The following is a 22,549-nucleotide window of genomic DNA, read 5'->3' as shown; positions in this document are numbered from 1 at the left end:
ACCGCGCCTACCGCATGGGCCGCGCCATCAAGGCCGGTCGTGTGTGGACCAACTGCTACCACCTGTACCCGGCGCACGCCGCGTTCGGCGGGTACAAGAAGTCCGGCGTCGGCCGTGAAACCCACAAAATGATGCTCGATCACTATCAGCAGACCAAAAACCTGCTGGTGAGCTACGACATCAATCCGTTGGGCTTCTTCTAACCCCTCTTGAAATGAGGTGAGTCCATCGCTGGCAAGCCAGCTCCTACAGACCGCGTAAACCTGTAGGAGCCGGCTTGCCGGCGATGGCGTCCTAAATGACACAACACCAAAGGCTGGCCGCTCTGGCACGGGCCTTGCGTACCCGTCATTCAGGATTTGCACCCAACCCGTCGCACCCGAAAGTCCAAAAGATCGAACAATAAAAATTAGAGAGGACTTATGACTACTTCTTCCACACAGCTCAAACCCACACTCGGCACCCTGCATTTATGGGGCATTGCCGTCGGCCTGGTGATTTCCGGCGAGTACTTCGGCTGGAGTTACGGCTGGGGCACCGCAGGCACATTGGGCTTTCTCGTCACCGCGTTGATGGTGGCGACGATGTACACCTGCTTCATCTTCAGCTTCACCGAACTGACCACGGCGATTCCCCACGCTGGCGGGCCGTTTGCCTACAGCCGCCGGGCCTTTGGCGAGAAAGGCGGATTGATCGCCGGCATCGCCACCCTGATCGAATTCGTCTTTGCACCACCGGCCATCGCCATGGCCATCGGCGCCTACCTGAACGTGCAATACCCGGAACTTGACCCGAAGATCGCCGCCGTTGGCGCCTATTTCGTGTTCATGGGCCTGAACATCCTTGGCGTCAGCATCGCGGCCACCTTCGAATTGGTGGTCACGGTGCTGGCGGTCGCTGAACTGCTGGTGTTCATGGGCGTGGTCGCTCCGGGCTTCAGCTTCAGCAACTTCGTACTCAATGGCTGGTCGGGCGCCAATGAGTTCACGATGGCGTCGATTCCCGGTATTTTCGCCGCCATTCCCTTCGCGATCTGGTTCTTTCTCGCCATCGAAGGCGCTGCCATGGCCGCCGAAGAAGCCAAGGACCCGAAACGCACAATCCCCAAGGCCTACGTCAGCGGTATTCTGACCCTGGTGTTCCTGGCCATCGGCGTGATGGTGATGGCCGGTGGCGTCGGCGACTGGCGTCAACTGTCGAACATCAACGATCCGTTGCCTCAGGCGATGAAAGCCGTGGTCGGCAACAATTCAACCTGGATGCACATGCTGGTCTGGATCGGTTTGTTCGGTTTGGTCGCGAGTTTCCACGGGATCATTCTTGGCTATTCCCGGCAGTTCTTCGCCCTGGCCCGCGCCGGCTACCTGCCCAAAGGGCTGGCCAAACTCTCGCGCTTCCAGACTCCACACCGGGCGATCCTGGCCGGTGGCGTGATAGGCATCGCGGCGATCTACAGCGACGGGCTGGTCAACCTGCAAGGCATGACCCTGACGGCGGCAATGATCACCATGTCGGTATTCGGCGCCATCGTGATGTACATCATCAGTATGCTGAGCCTGTTCAAGCTGCGTAAAACCGAACCGAACCTGGAACGTACCTTCCGCGCGCCGGGCTATCCGATCGTACCGGGGATCGCGCTGTTTCTGGCGGTGGTGTGCCTGGTGGCGATGGCGTGGTTCAACACCTTGATCGGCCTGATCTTCCTCGGTTTCATGGCTGCCGGTTACCTGTACTTCCAGTTGACCGCCAAGCAACGATCCGAAGCACCGGCAGACGCTATGCTCGAAGGTATATGAGATGCACCGGCTCCGGGCCTGTTGCCCGGCGCCTGCATTATTGAAGTGCACGCAGTTCCCATGTGGGAGCGGGCTTGCTCGCGAAGACGTCGTGTCAGTCGACATCTATTTTGAATGACACACCGCATTCGCGAGCAAGCCCGCTCCCACAGGAAGAGCAGATTGCAGTAATTATTGGAGGACACCGCCCCATGGCCGCATTCGCCCATACCGTCGGCGCCCAGACTTACCGCTTCGACAGCCTCAAGGAAGTGATGGCCAAGGCCAGCCCGGCGCGCTCCGGGGATTTCCTGGCCGGCGTCGCCGCGCTCAACGATGGCGAGCGCGTGGCCGCACAGATGGCTTTGGCCGACACTCCGCTAAGCCACTTCCTGCAGGAAGCACTGATCCCCTACGAATCCGATGAAGTCACCCGACTGATCATCGATACCCACGACAAACAGGCTTTCGCCGTCGTCAGCCACCTCACCGTCGGTGGTTTTCGCGACTGGCTGCTCAGCGATGCCGCCGACGAACACGTCCTGCGCGCCCTCGCCCCCGGCCTGACCCCGGAAATGGCTGCCGCCGTCTCGAAGATCATGCGCGTGCAGGATCTGGTGCTGGTGACGCAGAAAATCCGCGTGGTCACGCAGTTTCGCGGCACCCTGGGCCTGCGCGGACGCCTGTCCACGCGCCTGCAGCCGAACCACCCCACCGACGAACCGGCCGGCATCGCCGCGAGCATTCTCGACGGTCTGCTGCACGGCAATGGCGACGCAATGATCGGCATCAATCCGGCCACGGACAGCATCGCCTCGATCTGCGCCATGCTGGAAATGCTCGACGCGATCATCCAACGCTACGAGATCCCGACCCAGGCGTGCGTGCTGACCCACGTCACCACGTCGATTGAAGCGGTCAATCGGGGCGTGCCGCTGGACCTGGTGTTCCAGTCGATCGCCGGCACCGAAGCGGCCAACGCCAGTTTCGGCATCAACCTGAGTGTATTGAAGGAAGGCTATGACGCCGGTTTGAGCCTGAACCGCGGCACGCTCGGCCAGAACCTGATGTACTTCGAAACCGGCCAGGGCAGCGCCCTGTCGGCCAACGCCCACCATGGCGTCGACCAACAAACCTGCGAAACCCGCGCCTATGCCGTCGCGCGTCACTTCAACCCGTTTCTGGTCAACACCGTCGTTGGCTTCATCGGCCCGGAATACCTGTACAACGGCAAACAGATCATCCGCGCCGGCCTGGAAGATCACTTCTGCGGCAAGCTTTTGGGCGTGCCCATGGGTTGTGACATCTGCTACACCAACCATGCCGAAGCTGACCAGGACGATATGGACACCCTGCTGACCCTGCTGGGCGTCGCCGGAATCAACTTCATCATGGGTATCCCCGGTTCCGACGACATCATGCTCAATTACCAGACCACCTCGTTCCACGATGCGCTCTACGCCAGGCAGACCCTGGGGTTGAAGCCCGCACCGGAGTTCGAGCAGTGGCTGGCGAAAATGGGCATCTTCACTCAATCGGACGGCAGAGTTCTCTTCGGTGACAGCCTGCCGCCGGCCTTTCGGCAGGCCCTGGCGCAATTGGGATGAGTAATGACATGGATAAACTACCCTTCGATCCCCACAACCCATGGCTTGAACTGCGACGCCTGACACCGGCGCGAATTGCCCTGGGCCGAACCGGCACCAGCATTCCCACCCGCGCACAACTGGACTTCCAATACGCCCACGCCCAGGCGCGGGATGCGGTGCACTTGCCGTTCGATCACGCGGCACTCAATGCAAAACTGGCCGAACGCGGACACGAATGCCTTTTGCTGCACAGCGCAGCGATCGACCGCAACAGTTACCTGCAACGCCCGGACCTGGGACGAAAGCTCAATGACGCGTCGGCAAAGACCCTGCGTGAATACGCTTCGGCGCATCCTGGCGGGGTCGATTTGGTGATCGTGATCGCCGACGGCCTGTCGGCACTGGCCGTCCATCGCCATACCCTGCCCTTTCTGGCACGTCTCGAAGAACAGATTGCCGCCGAAGGCTGGGCCTTGGCGCCGGTGATATTGGTGGAACAGGGGCGCGTGGCGGTCGCGGACGAAATCGGTGAGTTGCTGGGGGCGAAAATGACCGTAATCCTCATCGGCGAACGCCCTGGACTCAGCTCCCCGGACAGCCTGGGGTTATATTTCACCTACAATCCCAAGGTCGGCCTTACCGATGCCTACCGTAATTGCATCTCCAACGTGCGGCTCGAAGGCCTGAGTTACGGCATGGCGGCACACCGTTTGCTGTATTTGATGCGCGAAGCCTGTCGGCGGCAGTTGTCAGGGGTCAATCTGAAGGATGAAGCACAGGTCCAGACACTGGAATCGGATGCAGGAACCGACATGAAAGGTAATTTCCTGCTCGGCCCGCCGAATGCCTGAACCGCTTCTGCATTGCACATTCGTACCAATTTCAGGCAGGATCGTTGCGCGGCCGCCAAAGGTTTCCCATCGCCGTCAGAGACGTAAGACAGCCACTTGAAGACGAGACCTACCATGCGGATTATTCAAGCGACCCTCGAACACCTGGACCTGCTGACCCCATTGTTCGTCAAATATCGCGAGTTTTATGGTTCCCTGCCGTATCCGGACTCGTCACGAGCGTTCCTCGAAAAACGCCTGCGTCGCAAGGAGTCGGTGATCTACCTGGCGCTGTCCGATGACGACAGCCACAAACTGATGGGGTTCTGTCAGCTGTACCCGAGCTTCTCCTCGCTTTCGCTCAAACGCGTGTGGATCCTCAACGATATTTATGTCGCCGAGGACGCCCGCCGCCAGTTGGTGGCCGATAACCTGATCCGTACCGCGAAAAAAATGGCCAAGGAAACCAATGCCGTGCGCATGCGTGTTTCCACCAGCAGCAACAATGAAATCGCGCAGAAAACCTACGAGTCCATCGGCTTCAAGGTAGACACCGAATTCAAGAACTATGTGCTGCCGATCAGCGACGAACTCTGAATCACCTGTACCCTGCTCGCGATGGCATCGACTGGATTACACGGGTCCAACGAGGCGACGGCATCGCGAGCAGGCTCGCTCCCACCTGTTCGTTATCAAACATCAGCCCTTTCATGACATTCCCCGCTACAATCTCGACGCGATTTTCACCTCTTGCCTCGTATAATCCCGACCTTCCCGGCATGTAAGAAAAACTACACCTGTCTGTAGTCTTACCCGAAGTCATCCGCACAGGCCTGCCGAGTTGGGCCATTAACACAGGTGCTTTGCATGGATTTCAACCCGATCGACATTGTGCTGCATCTCGACGTCTACCTCGACATGCTTGTAGCCAACTACGGGGCGTGGATCTACGCCATTCTGTTCATGGTTATCTTTTGTGAAACCGGCCTTGTGGTCATGCCCTTCCTGCCGGGCGACTCCCTGCTGTTCATCGCTGGCGCCGTGGCGGCCGGTGGCGGCATGGACCCGGTACTGCTCGGCGGCCTGCTGATGCTGGCGGCGATTCTGGGCGACAGTACCAACTACATCATCGGACGAACGGCGGGTGAAAAACTGTTCAGCAATCCGAACTCGAAGATCTTCCGCCGCGACTACCTGCAACAAACCCACGATTTCTACGACAAGCATGGCGGCAAAACCGTGACGCTGGCGCGCTTCCTGCCCATCATCCGTACTTTCGCGCCCTTCGTCGCCGGTGTGGGGAAAATGCCCTACCCGCGCTTCTTTGGCTTCAGTGTGCTGGGCACCATCCTGTGGGTCGGCGGCCTGGTGACGCTCGGTTACTTCTTCGGCAACGTGCCGTTCATCAAGAAAAACCTGTCGCTGCTGATTGTGGGCATCATCCTGCTTTCGCTGGTGCCGATGATCATTGGCATGGTGCGTAGCCGCCTTGCGGGTTCGAGCTCAAAAGCCGAATCGCGCTGACACGATGTGGTCTCTGAGCGCCTGGCGTCGCCGGCGCACCCTGGCCAAGCACCCGATTGCCGATGACATGTGGCAACGGGTGCGCCATCACCTGAGCTTTCTCGACGGCATCAGTGCCGCCGAAGACCGATGGCTACGCGAAGCCTGCGTGCTGTTCCTCGAAGACAAGCACCTGACCGCCCTGCCCGGCGTCAAACTGCATCAGGAGCAACGCTTGCTGCTCGCTGCCCAGGCGCAACTACCGCTGCTGCACCTCGGCGACCTGAACTGGTATCAGGGCTTCCACGAAATAATCCTCTACCCCGATGACTTCCTCAGCCCCCAGCGCCATCGTGATGCCAGCGGCGTCGAGCACGAATGGGACGGTGAACACAGCGGTGAAGCCTGGCAGCAAGGCCCGATCATCCTCGCCTGGCCCGGCGTGATGGCCAGTGGTGGCTGGGAAGGCTACAACCTGGTGATCCACGAACTGGCGCACAAACTCGACATGCTCAATGGCGTGGCCAATGGCCTGCCGCCGTTGCATGCCGACATGCGCGTCAGCGACTGGGCCAACGTCATGCAAGAGGCCTATGACGACCTCGACCGGCAACTGGAGCGCAATCCCGATGCCGAAACGGCCATCGATCCCTATGCCGCCGAAAACCCTGCCGAGTTCTTCGCCGTCACCAGCGAATACTTCTTCAGCGCCCCGGATTTGCTGCACGAGGCTTATCCACAGGTGTATCAACAGTTGAAGTTGTTCTATCGCCAGGACCCGCTGGCGAGGTTGAAGCAACTTCAGGCGCATGACCCTGTCTATCAGGCACACCAGTAAGCGCCATACGACTTCTGGTACATGGCGTCGATCCAGGAATATGCCTATAATCGCCGCCACTTTTTGGTCAATCCGGCCAAGTGTTTTTGGTCAACTAACGGGGGCAACGCCCAATGAGCTACAGCAAGATTCCGGCTGGCAAAGACCTGCCGAACGACATCTACGTCGCGATCGAGATTCCGGCCAACCACGCGCCGATCAAATACGAAATCGACAAAGACAGCGATTGCCTGTTCGTTGACCGTTTCATGGCCACCCCAATGTTCTACCCGGCCAACTACGGTTACATCCCGAACACCCTGGCTGACGACGGTGATCCCCTCGACGTGCTGGTCGTGACCCCTTACCCGGTTGCTCCAGGTTCGGTGATCCGCGCCCGTCCGGTCGGTATCCTGAACATGACCGACGACGGCGGCGGCGATGCCAAAGTCATCGCAGTCCCACACGACAAGCTGTCCCAGCTGTACGTCGACGTGAAGGAATACACCGACCTGCCAGCACTGCTGATCCAGCAGATCGAGCACTTCTTCGCGAACTACAAAGATCTCGAAAAAGGCAAATGGGTGAAGATCGAAGGCTGGGCCGGCGCAGACGCCGCCCGCGACGCAATCACCAAGTCGGTTGCTGCCTATAAAGGCTAAGAGCAGCCGCGAGCTTCAAGCGACAAGCTTCAAGAAAAACCCCGGGTGATCCGGGGTTTTTTGTGGGCGCATGATAAGCGCGTTAAACATGACGTTTAACCTTGTTCGATCCTGGTTTCCGCCTGTTTAAAATTCCTCAAGAGCGTCTTACATCCGGTCGTAAATTTCCCGCAAAATTTGAACGAAGCGTTTATTCAAACCCTCACCAGCCGCCAGTAGACTCGTGTTCATGAAAAAGAACACTAGCGGCCCACGCTTCAAGGCGCTCCTCGAAGCAGCGAACATCACGACCACCGGATTTGCCGACTTCCTGGATACGGCTCCGCAAAATGTACATAACTGGTACACCCGCGGCGTGCCTGCCCATTGCATGGAAGAAGTCGCCAGAAAACTCTCCGTCAACAGCGACTGGCTGAAAACCGGCGAAGGCTCGAAAGACGCCCAGCACCTGCGCCTGCTCGACGAGTCCGGCCACACCTTCGATGCCCAGACCATCCGTGGCGTCTACACCGTCATTGAGCCTGCCGACGTCGAACTGCCTCTGTACAAAGAAGCTGCCATCACCCCGGGCTCAAACAAAACCCACGTCATTGAAGACCCCGAGCAATCCATCCGCCTGCCCCGCAATCACCTCGACTCCCTGGAAATCAACCACACCGACGCCATCTGTGCCTTCATGAGCGGCAACAGCATGGGAGAGAAAATTGAAGACGGTTCGACCCTGGCGATTGACCGCGGCCTGACCCAGATTATCGATGGCGAGATCTACGCCATCGAGCATGACGGCATGCTGCGCATCAAATACCTGCACCGACTACCGGGCAACTCCCTGCGACTGCGCAGCCACAACCGTGCCGAGTACCCGGATGAAATTTTCAGGGCTGGAGAAATCGAACAACAGAACATCAGGGTGTTGGGCTGGGTGTTCTGGTGGTCGACCCTGAACAAACGGCGGCCGGTGGTACCGTTTCTTTAAACGCCCCGGAACGCCCATCGGCCACCCACTCAGGTGGCCAAGCGGCTCTGCCCGGCACTTCCCGCTGGGAATTTTCGCCAAACCTGCGTATGCTGCGCCCCACATTTGCGCATCGACCCGCCTTGCGGCTCAGATGCACTGACCTGGCAGATGACTTTCTCCCCAGGTCCCACAGCCGGACGCAAGATCCGGGTGTACGTTTTGAAGGCTGGCGCGGTTTACCAAAAATGATCCAAGCCAGTCCCCGAGAAGCCGGCCACAAGCCGGCTTTTTAATGCCTGAAAGAAAATGTTCAACGACAAAAATCACTCAGCCTCTTGCGCATTCAACGCATAAAACTCCTGCAGCTTGGCTTGCAACAGCTTCTTGTCCGGCAACTGGGTGTGGTACTCCGCGATCAAGGCGGGCGACAGTGAGCGGTTCAGGGCGTATTCGACGATTTCGTCCTCTTTGCTCGCGCACAACAATACGCCGAGCGCCGGGTTTTCGTGTGGCTTGCGGACATTGCGGTCCAACGCTTCAAGATAAAAATCCATCTTCCCCAGGTATTCCGGTTCGAAGCGCCCGACCTTGAGTTCGATCGCCACCAGGCAGTTCAGCCCTCGGTGGAAGAACAACAGGTCCAGCGCAAAGTCACGCCCACCTACCTGCAATGGATATTGCGAACCCACAAAGCAGAAGTCCCTGCCCAGTTCGATCAGAAAATCCCTGAGCCTGTGCAGCAGGCCTCCATGCAAGTCTGTCTCTGCATGGCCACGCTCCAGGGCCAGAAACTCGACCATGTAGGCATCCTTGAACACCTCCAGGGCCTGGGGATGAATTTGTCTCAGCGGTGCTGACACTTTTGCCGGGCTGACCACTGAACGTTCAAACAGAGCCGCCTTGAACTGACGCTCCAGTTCGCGGCTCGACCACTTCTCCTGGATTGCCATGCGCAAGTAAAACTCACGCTCCTCCGGGCGTTTGCTCTGGTTGAGGATAATCAGATTCTGGGTCCAGGGTAATTGTGTCAGCAGTGCTGACACTTTTGCATTGCCCCTGTACGCCTCATAGAACTGGCGCATTCGAAATAGATTTCGTCGTGTAAACCCACGCAGCCCAGGTTGTGTACGCTCAAGGTGCATAGCCAACTGCGCCACCACCCCATCCCCCCACTCCGCCGCTTCAATTTTGCGACTGATGTAAGCCCCAACCTGCCAGTGCAATTCAATCAGCTCAGTGTTGACCGCCTGCATCGCGCGTTGTCGCGCAGTCACAATCAGTTGGGTGATTTCGTTGAAAGCAGAATCGAGAGAGGTACCGCTACGAAGATCATTCACGTCAGGGCATTTCCATGTCGGTTGGAGGGCCCTCTCAATTACTCCTGATACCGACTCAGGAACATTCACAATGTATTTCTGCATGAAACAACGCTAATAACCCTCCATCCCGCCCACAGAACACTTGCCAAGCCAAATTGGCCGATGCTAAATCCACCCCGTCCAAAGACCGCAACCCTTACCCCGGAAGAAGCTCTGTCGGTCGGACTTCGCTTTCAAGCTCAACGGGAACTTACGCAATGGATCTGCACATCCCGACCCTGCTGGTAGTCTCGGTCTTCGTTTTTATTCTGATGGGTTTGTTGACCTGTCATGCCTGGTGGCGTGAAACCCGTGAGCGGCCTCTGGCTTATCTGGGTGCAATGATGCTGCTCGCCGCCCTGGGTGTGGTGCTGGTCAGTTGGCGTGGGCGCGGGGTCGACTTTGTCCCGCTGATTTTTGGCAACGTGGCCCTGTTGCTGAGCGCTGCGATGAACTGGACCGCCATGCGCGTATTGGTCGGGCGCGCGCCGTCGCTGCCGGGAATCTTTGCCGGCGCGGGCATCTGGCTGAGCCTCTGCCTGATTCCCGCGTTCTATGACGCCATGCCGCTGCGCGTCGTGATGTATTCCCTGCTGGCGGCCGGCTATGGCGTGCTGACGGCCGCGGAGTTCTGGCGTAACCGTCAGAGCCTTGATGTCGCGTACATGCCCGCATTGGTTCTGACCCTGCTGCATACCGTTTTCTACATCGTTCGCAGTGTGATCGACAAAAGCCTGCCGCTGGATCAGGCCCTGTCGGGCGTCGGCGAGGGTGTGCGCTTTTTCTCCTTCATGCTGTTCGAATCCATGCTGTACGTCATTGGCATTGCTTATGTGACGCTGGCCATGGTCAAGGAACGCACCGAGCTCAAATTCAAGGCGGCGGCATTCTGCGATTCGCTCACCGGGATCGGTAACCGGCGCGCCTTCATGTCCCACGGAGAGCGGTTGCTGGCGGATAGCCAACGCCGAACGGAATCTGTCGCCCTGCTGTTGTGCGACCTGGATCACTTCAAGCGCCTGAACGATAGCTTTGGCCATCCGATGGGGGATCAGGCGCTGATCGCATTCAGCCGGATTCTGACGGGCAACCTTCGCAATCACGATGTGTTCGGTCGCATCGGCGGAGAGGAGTTTGCCTGCCTGCTCAAAGAGGCGGATGAGCAAGAAGCAGTTCAGGTGGCTGAACGCATCCGCCAGGCGTTTTCCCAACTGTCGATGCTGGAGCCGGGAATGCTCAGTGTCAGCATCGGCGTCGTCACCACCCGCGAGTCGGGCTACGACCTTTCGAGCCTGCTTTCACAAGCCGATGAAGCCCTGTATGGCGCCAAGGATCACGGGCGCAATCGGGTGCAAACCCTGCGCAAGTTGTACCTCAACCTCACGGATAGCTGAACGACTTCACCAATGTCAACTCCCCCACCGCGCGCATCGGCACCAGGAACGTCTCCATCTTCTCGCTCGGCGTTCCTTCCTCGGTAATCACCGTCACCTGCGCGGTGGTCAGCGGCTGGACCGCGTCTTCCTGCCCTTCTTCATCACTGCTGTAGCCGCCGCCGAAGTAGTTCACGTACACCAGGTATTGCCCCTTGATCGGCGCGGGCATGGCGAAGATTTCCGGGCCGTAGCCGGTGGTGACGTCGACATCGAGCGCTGCGCCGTTGGGCGCGACACGGTCGCCGTACCAGATGTGCGCACCGTCGGGGGTGATCAGGTGCAGGTCGAGGTCGGTGCCGTCGCTGTCCCACGCCAGCAAGACGCGCAATTTGGCCGGGGTGGCGCCGCCGCTGCTGTTGAGGAACTGCGTGCGTTTACGTTGTTGGCCATCAGGGCTGCGAACCTCGACGCTATTGCTGCCGTTGGGGAATGAGAACGGGCGATCGAAGTTGCCTGCCGGATCGATTTTCAGCGGCATGCTCACACCGTTGACGATCAGTCGGCCGGGTTCTGTCGATTTCGCTGTGGCCTTGATCTGCCCGCTGATGCGCGCGGTGTTGGCCTGTCCTGCCGGGGTATTCACCGAGGAGGCCGGGTAGTTGACGATCTGCCGGAAGCTTTCCCCTTCGCCCTCAGGCGCGCCGGTGCGCCAGCCACCTGCGGGGGTGTCGAGTTTGACGCTGTCAGCCGCCATCACCTGTGGCAACGCCACCAGCGAACAGAGAAACAGCAAGACCTGTGGATAAAGGAGTTTCATGGTCTATTCCAGCAAGAGGTGGCGGGCGAGCCCTTCGATGTAGGTTTCATCCTGGCCGTTGGGGTGTGCTTCGAAGGCCAGGTGCAGGTATTCGTGGGTCAAGTCGAGGCGGTCTTGCAGCGTCAGCACGCCGCGCACGTAGATGCGCTGGCGTTCGCGGTCGACATAGGGGCGGCCGAAGGGCAGACGGCACACGGCGAAGGTGCTGACTTCGTTGTAGCCGGTTTCACTTTCAAGCCGCGGGCGCCAGCCGCGCCGTTGTTTTTGCAGCCAGTCTTGCGCGGCGGGCAACGCTTCGCAGGACGCGACCGGGTTGTCCCAGCGGCTGAGGCTGGCGCGTGGGTAGGCGTGCAGCAGGATGGCGTCGTAGCGCTGACCGGCACGGGCCTGTTCGACGGCTTGCTGCCAGGACAGTTTGTCCGGGCCAGGTTGGTCGGAATGGTAGGTCACGGTGCTGCCGGCCAGCACCAGGTCGCTGGTCCACGCGGCGATGTCGCGAGACTCGGGCGACGGCGGACGCGGTGCGACCCGCTGGCGGCTGCTGCTGTCGTCGATGCTCAGGCAATCGCCACGGCGCGTGGCGTTTTGCAGCAGGTACGTACGAATGGCCACAGCCAGGGCTTTAGCGGCCTCGACCGGTTCGGCGCTGGCTTCGCGCTGGAGAACCCGGGCGACGTACTCTTCGCGATCCAGGCGCGCCACGAGGTTGTCGTTGAGCAGAAACAGCTCGCCGTCGCTGTGGATATCCAGCGCATTGCCGTTGGCGAACTCAACGCGATAGTCACCCTGCAACGGCCCGGAGGACGCCACAGCACTCCCTGACAGCACGCGCCGAAGCGGATAGCGGGAGAACAGGTCGACCTCTACGCACTGCCCTGCATCCGCAGGCCATGCAACAGGAATCACCGTAGACAATGCTTGCGCATAATCACTGAGTACCCGCTGACTGGTGCCCCGTCCTCCAGACCAGACCGGAGTACCGTCTGCCGTCCAACCGGCAAACCCGCCCTGACGCGATGTTGCGTCCTGATCCGCCAACCAGCTCCAGGTCTTCACTCGCAAACGACTACCGAGCTCACCGACGACATTGCCATCAGCGGCATTGAGCACCACATCGAGCAACGCACGCCGGGCTTGATCCTGTGCCGGCAGTGCCGACAGCACCTTCAACAGTTCCGCCACCGAAACCCGTGTGGCCGGTTGCAATGAAGGCAAATCCAGCAACCATGGCGGCGCCTGCCGCGTCTGCCAATAGGCTCGCCAGTCGGCATCGCGGATGCCCAGCCGTGTCGGCTCAAAGTACAAACCACACGATTTCACCAACGCCTGATCACGCTCGATCCTGCCGCCCGTCGTACAGCAATAAACCTCTTCCTTCGACTGGCCACGACATTCATACGCCGGTTCACGCGCCCCGGTATCCACCAGCCAGGCGTAGACAAACAACTTCCACACACTGCCCAGCGGCGTCTGCAAGGTCTGCAGCAACGGCTCACGGGTGATCACCTGCGTTCGGCTCAGGGACAACAAATCGCCCTTGAAGGCCAGGCGCAAAGGTTCGTCCTGCGCCGTTGCCAGCACAGGGATCAAACACAGCAACCAAGCCATCAGCAGCCTGTGCACGTCAGTGAACCGTGACCTGGCCAAGGGCTGCCTTTTGTTCCAGCGCTTGATGTTGCGGCGCATACACCTGAGTGAAACGCACCGGCGGCAAGTTGAATTGGCCCTTCTGCGAGAAACGCACCAGATGCCGCAAGCGCAATTCGCCACTCAAGGCATCGACCGGAACGGCGTAAGCCATTTGCCCCGGCTCGAAACGCGCCTTTTCCAGCGATGTCGGTTCGGTGCCGGTCTTGCCCATGAGCTTGATGCCCCAGGTGGTGCGCTCGACATCGGCGCCCGGTGGCAGCGGCACTTCCAGCAGGCCGTAGCGCAACGGTTTGGCGGCTTTGCTGGTGACAATCACTTCGTCAAGATAGAGGTTGTCGCTGGACAGCGGCGCATTGCCGACGGCTTCAAGTTTGAAGGTGAAGGCCTCATCCCCCGGCACCAGTCGCGACAGCCGACGGGTGATAGTCATCGCCATCGGATCGACCGTCGGCTGTTGGCTGCGGTAGCTCAATGCGGCGCGCAGCGGACGCTCTTGTGCGCCGGTCAGCGTCAACACCGCCGGTACTGGTGCAGGCCCCTGCCACGTCCAATACATCTCACCAGAAACCCCGTACCGTTTCTTCCAGCCTTCACCCGGCGCCAATGCAATGGTGGGCGATGCCTGCTCGATGCTGCGTTGCAGCCAGGTCAACGCCAACGCACGCTCCAGGGTCGATTGCTGTGGCAGCAAACGTTGCAGCAAGGCCTGGGCGTGAGCCTGATCGAAGGGTTGCAGTGACAGGTTCAGCGCTTCGGCAAACGGCTGGGAACTGACCGCCAGACGTTGCTGCGCATCGCTCAGTTGCCGATTGAACGCGTCCGGCAAAACGACCTTCGCTTGCCTGGCCAGCGAGGCCGTCAGCACGCGTGCGGCAGCCAGCCCCAGCGCAGAATCCGGATCGCTCATGACCAGGCTATCTTCACCGTCTTCCATCAGGTTCGCGGCAGTGCCCTCGCCCGCTTTCGCCAAATCATCCATCAAGCCACTGAGCAAGGTGTTGACCGGCAACTGCATCTGTTTGGCGAACGACAGGATCAGCGCCCGCTGCAACAGCGGCGTGTTCCTGGCCTGTTTGGCGTAGACCTCCAGCACCCGCTGCCAATGCTCCGGCGGCAGGCTCAGTTCCAGCACCTGGCTGGCGTGCCAGTCGGCGTAATAGGCGTAGGCGGTGAGGAACGCATCCGGCTCGCCGTCCATGCCCCACCAGGTGAAGCTCGCCGAAGGGCCGGCCATTTGCACCAGGCGCAGGCGACTGTTTTGCATGATCAGGCGCAAGCGATCGCGGATCTGCGGATTCGCCGCCAGCGTCGGGTAGGCGATGCTCAACGGCAGCAGGCGACTGGCCGTCTGCTCGACGCCACCGTAGGGGTAGCTCAACAGATCGTCGAGGGCCGAACGGAACAACGCTTGCGGACTGTCGTCCAGGCGCAGGCGGATATCGGTCGCGTCTGCCGGCAGAGTCAGCGGTGTATCGCCGCTGCTCACATCGAGACTCTGCGATTGCGTCACTTGCCAGCCTTCACCCGTCGCGCTCAGGCGCACCGCCAGGGCATCAGCGGTTTTGCCGTCCTGCACCAGCTCGGCGCTCCACTCGCCATTGGCCAGCTCGAAGGCCGGCAGCGGGATGTAGTTGATGCCGCTGTTCAGGGTGACAGGCACGCGCTGTTCGTTGCCGGCGAAATGGGTCACCAGCCCGGCCTTGACCGGTTTCTCGGCCTGACTGAAGGCGAACACACCCAGGTCCGGTTTGTCGCCAGCGCGGAATTGAGTTGGACCGCTCCATTTCAAGTACAGCGGTTTTTCCGAGCGTACGAATTGCTTCTTCTGCCCGACCTGACCGTCATCGGCGATAGCCCTGGCGGTGATGCGCCAGCGGGTCAGGGAGTCCGGCATCTTGAAGGTGAAGCGGGTCTTGCCGCTGGCATCGGTCAGCAATTCCGGTTGCCACGCCGCCGTGTCGACGTCCTCGCGACGCGGCCGCTCCAGCACTTTCACGCCGCGCTCACTGCGATTGGCTTTACCCGGCGCACCAGGGCTGCCTGGCAAGGCGACGTCATAACTGATGAACGACAAACTGGCGCTGGTGCGCACGTTGTTGCGCCGTGGGTGATAGAAGAACTGGTCGATGCTCGGCGCCACTTCCGGTTGCAGAGCGTAGACCATTTCATCAACCACGCTGACCGTCAGGTGCGCGGGAATCGCTTTGCCGGCGAACTGGGTGGTCAGGTCTACCGAGACGGTGTCACCCGGCTGATAGGTTTCCTTGTCCGTCGTGATGGCCACGTCGATCTGTGGCGTGACCACCTTGATGCCGGCGTTCTGGAAACTGTATTGGCCGCCCTTGGTGTACAGCACCGAGAAGGTCAGGTTCGGCGCGAAACCGTCCTTCACCGGGATGCGCGCGCGGTACTGGGTATCGCTGAGTTTCTCCATCTTCAGCCAGTCGGCGCCCCTGGACAGCAGCGCGGTCGCTTCGACCTTGTCGCGCTCCAGCGACAGCAGGGCATCGCTGACCGGCTCCGGGAAGGTGATCAACGCCAGCGCTTCATCGCCTGCGATGTACTCGGGCTTGTCGAGGACGATTTCCACGGTGCCGGGTACCGCTTTGACACCCTCACCAGTGACCGAATGACCGGTGGCGCCAACCACGCGGCCATGCTCATCCTTGAGCGTCAGGTTGTAGGTGCCCGGCCGGTCGAAGGCCAGGGTGAAACCCTTGTCGGTTGCCGCGAGTTTGCCTTCACCGGTGCTCTGGTCTTCCAGGAGTACCCAGCCGTAACTGCCGGGCGAAACGGCTTGGGCCTGCTCGCCCTCACGGGTGTAGCTGAAGGCAACCTTGTCACCCACCGCACTGAAGCGTTGAGGCGCGCTCAAGCGGAAATTCGCCGCGCCGCGGTCGATGAGGATTTCCTTGGTGGTTTTCACGCGATACGCCGCACCGTCGCTGGCAAACACCGTGAGCATGTAGCGACTCGGCTTGTCCGCTGCCGGCAAGTCAAGGGACGCATTGCCCTTGGCATCTGTGGTCAATTCGGTGCTGGTCAGCTCCACCGGAAATTGCCCGAGGTATTGCAGTTCGTTGTCGACCATCGACAGCTGCTGGGCACGCAGGCTCAGGCTCAACTTGGCATTGGCCACCGGCTTGCCGTCCGGGTACAGCAATACCAGGCTGCCCTTGACCGGTTCGCCGGTACGGTAATCCTGCTTGGCCAGATTGAGCGAAATCTCGAAGTGCGGCTTGATGTATTCAGCGACGCGAAAGGCGCTGCTGTAGGCCTGGTCCTTGTAGCTGAAACGCAGTTCATAGCCACCAGCCACTGCGTTGTCCGGCAACTGGAACCGGCCCTGGGTGCCAGCCTTGGAATCGAGCTTCAGATCGAGGGATTGCAGCGCCGTGCCGGTCGCATCGAGCACGGTCACGCTGACGTCGGCTGCGCTTGGCTGCACCGAATCCCGCGCGTTCTTGAATTCTCGCCCAACGATTTTCAGCGACACCCAATCCCCCGGCCGATACAGCGGCCGGTCGGTGAAGGCATAGAGTTTGGTGTCGTAGATTTCGCTGTCGTAGTAGAAATTCTCGGAGACGAACACCCCGCCCTCTTCGTCCTCGCCGATCACGAACGAACGCTCGGGGCTGACGTGTTTCAGGCGCAGCAAGCCATCGGTATCCGTGGCGCCGCTGCTCATCACACCGAGGCCATCGGTCCACAGCACATTGACCTTCGGCACCGAACTGCCTTCGTGTTTGCGCGCAGCCCACACCAGTAATTCGTCACCGGCAATCTTGCTCACCGCCACGGTGTTGGAGACAAACACCATGGTGGTCGCGCGGTACTTGCCGATCAGCGCTTCCACCAGATACAGGCCCGGTTTGAGGTTGCCCAAAGGGATGTAGACGTTGCCCGGCGCGACGCTGACAAAATCGCTGGAAGAACCGGCCAGGTTCACCCCGGCAGGTGGCTGGATCGGCTTGGCCTGCCACAACGGATAACGGAACTGGCCGACCACCGGCAAACCCGGTATCAACGCGAATTGCGGCTGCGCATCGTAGGGCGTTGGCGCGGCCATCGCGTTGCCCATCTTCAGCTCCGGCACTTCCTCGGTGACTTGTTTACGCGACTCGTAGGAAAACGCCCGCTGCATCACCCGACGGGATTTGCGATACCAGTTGTCCCACAGGTACGCGAGGGTGTTGGACAGGCCTTCACCCTTGAACTGGCCATCGCTGACCACCCGATGCAGGTTCTTCTGGCGCTTGAGGAAATCCAGTGGTTTGTCGATGCGATACACACGAATGTCGGCGCCGCCGTAGGGTTCCATGCGAAACCGGCGATAGTCGCGGCCCGGCGCTTCGAGTCGGACCATCGCCTGCTCATCGCTGGCAAAACTGCTGTCGGCCAGCAGGAAAAAACTCTCACCGGCCACTGGCGCATAGCCGCTGGCCGGGACCGAATCTTCGGCGTTTGCCGCCGAGAAAGGCAACACCAACACCAACATCAGAGACAGAAAACGCAGCATGCGGGCACCGGTCATTGGGAGAGAAAATTCAGTCGATAGACGCCGATGAAGTTGGGGTTGGCTGCGTCGGGTATCCATCGGGTGTCCTTCCATGTCATGAGTTGCTGCAGGCTTGCCGAACGCATGCCGTTGTCGGTGGGGGTGGTGGTGCCAGTGTGGTAGGCGATGTAGCGGCCCATCCAGATCATCAGGTGCTGGTCGTCGCCCTGATCGAAAAACATCAGGTCGCCAGGGCGTGCTTGAGACACATCGCGACTGACCAGATGGCTGTTGAACTGGATCAATTTGATCGCGTTGACGTATGGCCCGACTTTGCCGCCGCCCTGCTGCCATTGCTGGGCAAGACCGCGCTGGGCATCGCTCAATTGCAGCTCCGGCGGCAGGTAACGATTGGACAGGCCATTGCTGCGCAGCCATTTGTCGTCATGGACTTTCAACGCTTCATTGGCAGCGAAGCGCACCAGCCCGGCACAGTCTTGCTGATACCAACGGGGGCTCGGGCCCTGGCTCAGTTGCTCCTGGGCGATGCGCACGAACCAGGCACGAAATACCTGGGACTGCTGTGGGTCAAGCGATGGTGCCTCGACAGCGCGGGCAGCCGCGCTCAGCAACAGAGCCAGCAAGCCGAAACTTCGGATCAATGCCGTCACAGCGCTTTCCACTCCAGCGGCAGCCACTGCCAGTGACCGTCTGGCTCGCTGCCTTCGGGCAAGGTCAGGGCATATTTGCCGTAGCCGCCGAGCTTGCGCAGTTTCGGGATCAGGTAGGTTTGCGCGGCGTTGTAGAACACCGGCTCCAAGTCCTGGGGCAGACTGTCGAGGGTTTCCTGCTGCATCAGTTGCGCCATCGAATCCGGGCCGAAATAGACCGGCATCAGCAGGTCTTTCGGTACCACGTCGGCCATCGGCGGGAAGTGTTTTTCGAGGGTGCCGAGGGCCTTGTCCACCAGCTTGTCGTCGAGGGAAAACAGCAGCGTCGAACCGTGGCGCGCCAGGCTCACGCGCATGAACGCCTTGCCGGTGATGGCGTCGGGATCTTCAGCGTCCTTGGCCGCATAAGGACCGAAACTGGAGCTGACCTGACGTTGCCACTGATGGCTCTGGCCTTCCTGCTTTTCCACCACCGGGAAGGCCCCTTCTTCGACATTGCTCTCGTAGGCGCCGACCATCGAGCTGAACAGGTTGCCCAGATCCCCATCGAGTTTGCCGCTGTCGTCATCGTTGAGGCTGGCCACCAGCAAGGGCGTGTACAACCGCGAATCGGCATACCAGCACAGGCCCGCTGCGCCGGCCATGTGTTCAGTCAGCGCCTGGGCCACTTTCTCCTGCGCACCGAGTTTCACCAGCAGCGGTTTCTGTTGTTCGGCGGCCAGCGGCAACGCCACACAAGCGCTGGCGCCCATAGGCATGGCTTGCCAGATCGGTTTGAAATCGAAGTCCGGCTGATTATCGAGCTCATCCATGGCCAGGAAGCTGTGCCAGCCCTTGTCGTCCATGTCGAAGCGCAGGCCGGCGAAGTTCGGAATGAAGCGCTGGTAACCCATGGCCAGCACACTGGCATTCACCGACAGGCGTTGTTTCACCTCCGGCGCACGCGGCGGCAGGCCGAAGGCTTCGGGGAACAGTTTTTCGCCATTGAGCAGCGCGGCAATGGCCATGGTCGACACGCTGCCTGGCTCCTCCGTTGCACCACTCTGCGGATCGTAGAGTTTCACCGGATTGGACAGCACCACCAGCTTGTCGCCATGGGACGCGAACAGCAGCGCCTTGCTCGCGTTGTAGTTGAGTTGATAGAGCGCCACGTCGTCGCTGCCGACCTTCACTTCCGCGATTTTGCTTAGCTGCGAGTCGTCCAGCGCCACTTTGGCCAGCGGCTCCAGCACCTTGGCCAGCCCACCGCGATCCATCACCAACAGGAAATCCTTGAGACGCCCGTCCGCCCCGCGCCACAACGCTACGTCGGCGGGCTGATCGAACAGCTGCTCGATCAAGGTGTCCTGCAGTTTCAAGTCATGCTCGTAGATGATCCGTCGCAAACTGCCGATCAAGCCCAGGCGATCGGCGTGGGTTTCGTAATAGAAGACGAAATCTTCGGTCAGGGTTTCCTTGAGGAACGGCACCGCCAGCAGGTCCTTGGGCAGCTGGCTCAGGGAATGGGTTTCCAGCAAGCCATCCGGGCGACTCATGCCCAGTTTGTCACTGGCCAACACCGGCGCCGGGGTCTTGGGCTTGTGCATGAACCAGCCCAACCCACCGGCCACGCCAACGACCAGGCACATCCCGATCAGCAGCGTCGGCCAATGCAGGGAAGGTTTGGCCGCGGGTGCGTCAGCGGCGGGGGTAACAGTGCTATCACTCATGTTCACAAAACCCGATGTTCATCCGTGGAGCGGGATGCTTAATAGTTGAAAGTCTTGACCAGCAGCAGGTCGCCGATTGCGCGCAGGGGCACGATGAAGGTCTCGCGTTTTTCATCGACGGTGTTTTCGTTGAGCACCAGGTTGATCTGCGAGGTAATCACCTCGTTCTGGTTGCTGGTCTCATCGAAGTTATAGCCGCCGCTGCCGAAGTTGCCCCAATAGTTCACGTAAACCAGATAGGTGCCACGCAGCGGTGCGGTCATGGTGAACATTTCCGGGCCCGGACCATCGACGCCATCAGGGTCGAGGCCGCCGCCGTTGGTCAAGGCCGAGTGCGCCCAGAAGGCATGCTGGCCGTCAGGCGTGACAACATGCAGGTCGAGTTCGGCTTTCGGATCGTCCCAGCCCAGCACCACGCGAATCCTGGCCGGGGTCCGCAGGTTGTTGGCTTCGTAGAATTGCACACGCTCGAGCGACTGGCCTTCGGCGCTGCGCACTTCGACGCTGTTGGAGCCGGCGCCAAACGCATAGGGCCGGGCAAAACGCCCTTGCTCGTCGGTATAGAGATTCAGCGGATTGCCGTTGACCGCCAAGGTGTGCGGCCCACGCTGGGTGCCCAGGGCCTTCAGCTGGCCTTCGATCATCGTGCGATTGCGCTGCACACCCCGATCAATCGGCGGCGTGGGATAGGCGACTTGCGGGTTTTCGCTACGGTCCAGCAGACCGTTGTAACGCCAGCCACCCACCGGTTCCGATAACTCGGCACTCGGCGCAGCCAGAATCACCGGCACGATAGCCAACCCGATCAGCAGCAAAAGAAATGAGCGCATGCGACGCCTCCTGCCATGCATGACGAAACCTTGCGCCTGATCCTGGGCGCGTTACAGATGTGGATACTGTGTTTCGTCTGAAAGACCCGTGACTGCGGGGTCGTATAGGGCTCGAAGGTTAGCCATTCGGATGTTTTTTAACAATCGGATGGCTCCGAAATTGCGGTGGAAGTCACGGTAATGGGTGGACGGTGAGCCGAATAAGTATCATATTCGGCTCATTATGTGAGCCGAATAGCCCGTCTAATCGGCTCACCCCACTTAGAGCATCAAGTTCATGACACCTCAATGGATATGGCAGCAGCCTGATTGGCCGGGTTTCACCTGGAATGCCGAACGCCTGGCGCCCTTGTTACGCGAGTGCGTTCAAGCGCAAGGTCGGCTAATGGGCATGGCCAGTTCCGTGGGCAGCTCGCTGAGCGCGCAAAGTGAGCTGGATGCGTTGTTGCAAAACATCGTCACCTCATCGGCCATTGAAGGTGAGCAACTGAACGTCGGTTCCGTTCGTTCGTCGCTGGCTCGGCGCTTGGGCCTGGATCTGGTTGATGGCGATAGAGTCAGCCAACGCAGTGAAGGTCTTGCGCAATTGATGCTCGATGCTACGCAGCATTTTGCCGAGCCACTGACGCTGGATCGCTTGCTGCACTGGCATGAATGGTTGTTTCCGGAGCAGGACGGCGACCTCGCCGCCCGGGCGATACGTGTCGGTGCATTGCGAGGCGATGAACCGATGCAGGTCGTCTCCGGTCGTCTCGACAAGCCGACCGTGCACTTCGAAGCGCCGCCTCGACTGGGCCTTGAGCGTCAACTCGAAATCTTCCTCGACTGGTTTGAGAGCGGCCGAAACCAGGCCGGACTCGACCCATTGCTGCGTGCTGGCCTCGCACACTTCTGGTTTGTCACACTCCACCCGTTTGACGACGGCAATGGTCGCCTCACGCGCACCATCACCGACCTGGCTTTGGCGCAGGGTGAGGCTCAGGCGATTCGTTTTTATGCAATGTCGGCAAGTATTCTTGAGGACCGCTCCGGTTACTACCGCGTGCTGGAAACCAGTCAAAAGGCTACGACAGATGTCACTGAGTGGTTGGAGTGGTTCCTGCAAACGCTTCTGCGCAGCCTGCAACAAGCCATGACGCGGATCGACAGTGTGCTGGGCAAGGCGCGATTCTGGCAGGCACATCAGAGATCCGAGCTGTCGGCCGAGCAAACAAAAGTATTGAATCGCTTGCTCGACGGCGGCGAAAGAGGCTTCGAGCACGGCATCAGCGCGGCTCAATACCAGGCCGTCGCCAAAGTATCCAAAGCAACCGCGACCCGTCATCTGACCGAACTGCTGGACAAAGACTGCCTGAAACGCCTGCCCGGTGGCGGGCGCAGTACCCGGTACCAGATCAAATACCCCGATGAGGCGTGAACCTGAGGCCTGAAACCATTGCACCCAAACACCCCCCCTCATTTGCCCATAACCCCCCTATCTGCTAGTGTCGCGCCGGTTTAACGTCA

Annotated in this window: 18 protein-coding genes; 11 read left to right on the top strand and 7 right to left on the bottom strand. The window is 60.1% G+C overall.

Annotated features, from left to right (window positions below; all coding sequences use genetic code 11):
* The 9 genes from KGA88_RS08525 to KGA88_RS08485 form a co-directional block, all read left to right on the top strand.
* On the top strand, positions 1-203 hold a 203-nt coding region (locus tag KGA88_RS08525), incomplete at its 5' end, for an aldehyde dehydrogenase family protein (protein WP_223590122.1).
* A gap of 219 nt (positions 204-422) precedes the next feature.
* Complete coding sequence (eat, locus tag KGA88_RS08520; protein WP_110660569.1) at positions 423-1,796, top strand: ethanolamine permease; 1,374 nt, start codon at positions 423-425, stop codon at positions 1,794-1,796.
* A 191-nt stretch (positions 1,797-1,987) separates the two neighbouring features.
* Positions 1,988-3,382 (top strand): ethanolamine ammonia-lyase subunit EutB, encoded by a 1,395-nt coding sequence (locus KGA88_RS08515; protein ID WP_110660567.1) that lies wholly within the window; start codon positions 1,988-1,990, stop codon positions 3,380-3,382.
* Entirely contained in the window at positions 3,379-4,215 is an 837-nt protein-coding gene (eutC, locus tag KGA88_RS08510; protein WP_411740838.1) for an ethanolamine ammonia-lyase subunit EutC, read from the top strand. The genes KGA88_RS08515 and eutC overlap by 4 nt, the downstream gene beginning before the upstream one ends.
* Before the next feature lie 114 nt (positions 4,216-4,329).
* On the top strand, positions 4,330-4,791 hold the full coding sequence (locus KGA88_RS08505; protein ID WP_007970197.1) for a GNAT family N-acetyltransferase: 462 nt from the start codon (positions 4,330-4,332) through the stop codon (positions 4,789-4,791).
* 270 nt (positions 4,792-5,061) lie between these two features.
* The gene (locus KGA88_RS08500; RefSeq protein ID WP_110660565.1) at positions 5,062-5,718 is read left to right on the top strand and encodes a DedA family protein; all 657 of its coding nucleotides are present in this window, start codon (positions 5,062-5,064) and stop codon (positions 5,716-5,718) included.
* A gap of 4 nt (positions 5,719-5,722) precedes the next feature.
* Positions 5,723-6,535 (top strand): zinc-dependent peptidase, encoded by an 813-nt coding sequence (locus KGA88_RS08495; RefSeq protein WP_223590120.1) that lies wholly within the window; start codon positions 5,723-5,725, stop codon positions 6,533-6,535.
* A 113-nt stretch (positions 6,536-6,648) separates the two neighbouring features.
* Positions 6,649-7,176 carry an inorganic diphosphatase gene (ppa, locus tag KGA88_RS08490; RefSeq protein ID WP_007894323.1) on the top strand — a complete coding sequence of 176 codons (528 nt, stop codon included), beginning with the start codon at positions 6,649-6,651 and terminating at the stop codon, positions 7,174-7,176.
* Positions 7,177-7,405: 229 nt separating this feature from the next.
* Complete coding sequence (locus tag KGA88_RS08485; protein ID WP_110660563.1) at positions 7,406-8,152, top strand: S24 family peptidase; 747 nt, start codon at positions 7,406-7,408, stop codon at positions 8,150-8,152.
* Positions 8,153-8,457: 305 nt separating this feature from the next.
* On the opposite strand, the gene KGA88_RS08480 is transcribed toward KGA88_RS08485, so the two are convergent.
* A complete protein-coding gene (locus KGA88_RS08480) occupies positions 8,458-9,471 on the bottom strand; it encodes a YhcG family protein (protein ID WP_223590118.1) in 1,014 nt (337 codons plus the stop codon).
* 239 nt (positions 9,472-9,710) lie between these two features.
* Here KGA88_RS08480 and KGA88_RS08475 point away from each other — a divergent pair, with 239 nt between their 5' ends.
* A complete protein-coding gene (locus KGA88_RS08475; RefSeq protein WP_223590116.1) occupies positions 9,711-10,886 on the top strand; it encodes a sensor domain-containing diguanylate cyclase in 1,176 nt (391 codons plus the stop codon).
* On the opposite strand, the gene KGA88_RS08470 is transcribed toward KGA88_RS08475, so the two are convergent.
* From KGA88_RS08470 to KGA88_RS08445, 6 genes are read right to left on the bottom strand one after another with little or no spacing between them, the layout of a single operon-like run.
* On the bottom strand, positions 10,873-11,685 hold the full coding sequence (locus tag KGA88_RS08470) for a YfaP family protein (protein ID WP_223590114.1): 813 nt from the start codon (positions 11,683-11,685) through the stop codon (positions 10,873-10,875). The genes KGA88_RS08475 and KGA88_RS08470 overlap by 14 nt on opposite strands.
* Before the next feature lie 3 nt (positions 11,686-11,688).
* Positions 11,689-13,293, bottom strand: coding sequence for a DUF2300 domain-containing protein (locus KGA88_RS08465; protein WP_263296051.1), 1,605 nt, complete (start codon positions 13,291-13,293; stop codon positions 11,689-11,691).
* A 16-nt stretch (positions 13,294-13,309) separates the two neighbouring features.
* A complete protein-coding gene (locus tag KGA88_RS08460) occupies positions 13,310-17,869 on the bottom strand; it encodes an alpha-2-macroglobulin family protein (protein ID WP_223590110.1) in 4,560 nt (1,519 codons plus the stop codon).
* On the bottom strand, positions 17,866-18,504 hold the full coding sequence (locus KGA88_RS08455; protein ID WP_223590108.1) for a DUF1175 domain-containing protein: 639 nt from the start codon (positions 18,502-18,504) through the stop codon (positions 17,866-17,868). Before KGA88_RS08455 ends, KGA88_RS08460 begins: the two co-directional genes overlap by 4 nt.
* Positions 18,501-20,213, bottom strand: a complete 1,713-nt coding sequence (locus KGA88_RS08450; RefSeq protein WP_223590106.1) for a DUF2138 domain-containing protein — start codon at positions 20,211-20,213, stop codon at positions 18,501-18,503. Before KGA88_RS08450 ends, KGA88_RS08455 begins: the two co-directional genes overlap by 4 nt.
* 38 nt (positions 20,214-20,251) lie before the next feature.
* Positions 20,252-21,043 carry a YfaP family protein gene (locus tag KGA88_RS08445; RefSeq protein ID WP_223590104.1) on the bottom strand — a complete coding sequence of 264 codons (792 nt, stop codon included), beginning with the start codon at positions 21,041-21,043 and terminating at the stop codon, positions 20,252-20,254.
* A 277-nt stretch (positions 21,044-21,320) separates the two neighbouring features.
* Between KGA88_RS08445 and KGA88_RS08440 the strand changes: the two genes are divergently transcribed.
* Positions 21,321-22,460 carry a Fic family protein gene (locus KGA88_RS08440; protein ID WP_223590102.1) on the top strand — a complete coding sequence of 380 codons (1,140 nt, stop codon included), beginning with the start codon at positions 21,321-21,323 and terminating at the stop codon, positions 22,458-22,460.
* Positions 22,461-22,549 lie beyond the last annotated feature (89 nt).

Source organism: Pseudomonas sp. A-R-19, assembly GCF_019956575.1.
GTDB lineage: Bacteria > Pseudomonadota > Gammaproteobacteria > Pseudomonadales > Pseudomonadaceae > Aquipseudomonas.
This window is presented reverse-complemented; position numbering and strand designations above follow the sequence as displayed.